Origin of the sequence: uncultured Planktosalinus sp. (assembly GCF_963973675.1) — a bacterium.
Classification (GTDB): domain Bacteria; phylum Bacteroidota; class Bacteroidia; order Flavobacteriales; family Flavobacteriaceae; genus Planktosalinus.
In genome coordinates, this window is the sequence record NZ_CAXBAN010000333.1 from 1 (window position 1) to 3,012 (window position 3,012).

Below are 3,012 nucleotides of genomic sequence, written 5' to 3' on the forward strand. Positions count from 1 at the left end.
TGCGCTGATTGGCTTTGTTCAGGAAACGAAAGCAGAACAGGCTGTTTCTGCGCTTAAAAAAATGCTGGTACAGAAAGCAAGGGTTGTTCGTGGGGGTAAAGAATCGGTAATTCCTTCCAGAGAATTGGTGCCGGGAGATATGATCATCCTCGAAGAAGGCGAGCGTATTCCTGCAGATGCCCGCATCATTGAATCCAGAAACTTACAAGTCACAGAAGCGTCACTTACCGGGGAATCTATTCCGGAGTCAAAAAACAATGAAATAGTTCCTGAAAGTACTCCCCTTGCCGATCAAAAAAATATGCTGTTCAAAAGCACTTTTGTGAGCGGTGGTTTTGGGAAAGCAGTAGTTTGTGGAACGGGTCTCGATACTGCTGTGGGTGAAATCGCTGAAACACTCTCTAAAATAAAACGTGCTGAAACCAATTTTCAAAAGAAAACCAATAAGCTAGGTCGTCAAATGGCCGTCCTTTCGATACTAAGTGCGCTCACTCTATTTACAATAGGCTATTTTTCCGGAAACTATGAGTTCAATGAATTATTGCTGGTTTCCATCGCTGCATTGGTTTCAGTGATTCCAGAAGGGTTGCCAGTAGTTCTTTCGGTGGTTTTGGCCATTGGTTCCTACAGAATGTCAAAACGCAATGCCATTATTAGAGATATCACCTCTGTGGAAACACTGGGGGCAGTTACCACTATTATCACAGATAAAACCGGAACACTCACACAAAACAAACTCACTGTTAAAAAAGTGTATATGTTTGGGGATGACCCGTTTGATGTAAGTGGGGAAGGGTGGTTGCCTGTAGGGAATTTTAGCAGGCATAAAAAAATTATTGAGCCCAAGAATGTAACTTCTTTAAAGCGCTTACTCGAAATTGCAGCCTATTCCAATAACGCATCGATCAAGCATGACAAGCTTACTGATGCTTATGAATTGGCGGGAGACCCCACAGAAGGTGCGCTCCTTGTTTTGGCTGCAAAAGCCGGTTTGAAATTTGAACCTACTAACGGGCTTCAAAAAATAGATGACCTGCCGTTCAATTCAAAACTGAAGATACGTGCTTCCTTGATTGAAATTGAAGGAGAAAAATTTCTTTTTGTGATTGGCGCACCTGAGAAGATCCTTGAAGTTTCAAAATATGTTTCTCGTGAAGGTACAGAGGTTTTGATAGATGATTCCATTCAAAAGGAACTCAGCGAAAGAATGGATTTGTGGTCTGCAGACGCTATGCGGGTAATCGGTTTGGCTTACAAAAAGTTGCCAAATTCTGTAGAAAAAATAGAGGAAACACTTCTTAAAGAATTGGTTTTTTCCGGTTTAACCGGAATGATTGACCCACCAAGGCCAAACACCAAAGAGGCCGTTTTGCAATGTAAAAATGCCGGCATTCGTGTGATTATGGCAACAGGTGACCACATCAATACGGCTATAGCCATAGCAAAAAAAGTAGGTATTTTAGAGGAATCTAATGACGATGAATTGGTTGCCTTGAATGAACAGCAACTACTCCAGCTGGATGAAAGAGAATTTGACGCGATTATTAGCAATGTTTCGGTATTTGCTCGTTTGACGCCCAAGACCAAGCTGCGCATAGCTGAACGCTTGCAGGCAATGGGTGAATTAGTGGCTATGACCGGCGATGGTGTAAATGACGCTCCCGCTTTAAAAAAAGCAGATATAGGAGTAGCGATGGGCTTAATGGGAACAGATGTCGCACGAGAAGCTTCTCAAGTGGTTCTGGCAGATGATAATTTTGCTACCATTGTCAATGCCATTGAAGAAGGGAGAATCGTTTTTTCCAATGCCAGGAAAACCAGTTTCTTTTTGGTGACCACAAATTTTGCTGAAATTACAACGCTCATTTCGCTTGTAGCTATGGGATTGCCAATGGCATTAACTGCTACACAAATTTTATGGTTAAATCTCATTACAGATGGACTTTGTGATAAACCACTGGCTGCAGAACGAGGACACAAGGATTTATTGAAAGACAAACCCGTGAAACAGGATGAGAAAATTCTAAATAAGAGTGTACTGCCTTTTTTGTTTATGATGGCCGGAATCATGACTGTTTTGTCTCTTGTGGTTTATTTTTGGTTCATTGATAAAAGTCTCAATAAAGCTAGAACAGCTGTTTTTATAGTTATGGCTTTTTCTCAATTGTTTAATTTATACAATATGCGCTCGCTGAAAAAATCAATATTTGAAATTGGTTTTTTCTCAAATAAGTACATCAACCTGGCAATTCTCATATCGGTTATTGTACAGATTGTCATCATAGAAATGCCGTTTTTTCAACATATTTTTTCATTTGAGTATGTGTCAGTGTATGAGTTTTTGATACTTATTGCGTTATCTTCAACCGTACTTTGGACAGGAGAATTATATAAGTTTATAAAGTATAAAGTTGCTGTCTAAGTTTGTAAACCTTTAAAATTGAATTATGCAAAATGTACCTTTTGATTTTTGGATGTTTTTAGCCGGATTGGGAGTTTTCCTTTTCGGAATGCGTCATTTGGAGGAGGGTATTAAAGGACTTGCGGGTAAATCTTTTCAAAGAATAATCAAACGTTTTACAAAAAAAAGTTGGAAAGGAATTCTTACCGGAACATTTGTAACAGCTATTTTACAAAGCAGCTCCATGGTTACACTGCTGGTTTTGGCATTTTTAGGTGCCGGCATGTTGAGTTTGAAAAATGCATTGGGGGTAGTTTTGGGGGCCAACCTGGGCACCACATTCACTGCCTGGATTGTGGCAGCACTGGGTTTTAAAATGAATATTGCCGATTTTTCATTCCCGCTTCTTGCATTGGGGATTTTATCCTATCTTTTTCTGGAAAGCAGACCGTTTTTAAAAAACCTGGGGGTTTTTCTTATTGGGTTTGGATTACTATTTCTTGGGCTAGACTTTATGAAAGACGCTCTTGATGCTGTGGCCGACCAAATTGATTTGAACTTTTTCTCACAGTTTGGACTTTGGGCGTTTTTGCTATTGGGCTTGATTATTA

2 protein-coding genes are annotated in these 3,012 nt (G+C 39.9%); both read left to right on the forward strand.

Annotated features, from left to right (window positions below):
* On the forward strand, positions 1 to 2,422 hold a 2,422-nt coding region (locus AACY61_RS11480; RefSeq protein ID WP_339611718.1), incomplete at its 5' end, for an HAD-IC family P-type ATPase.
* Positions 2,423 to 2,447: 25 nt separating this feature from the next.
* The coding region (locus AACY61_RS11485; protein WP_339611719.1) for a Na/Pi symporter at positions 2,448 to 3,012 on the forward strand (565 nt) is incomplete at its 3' end.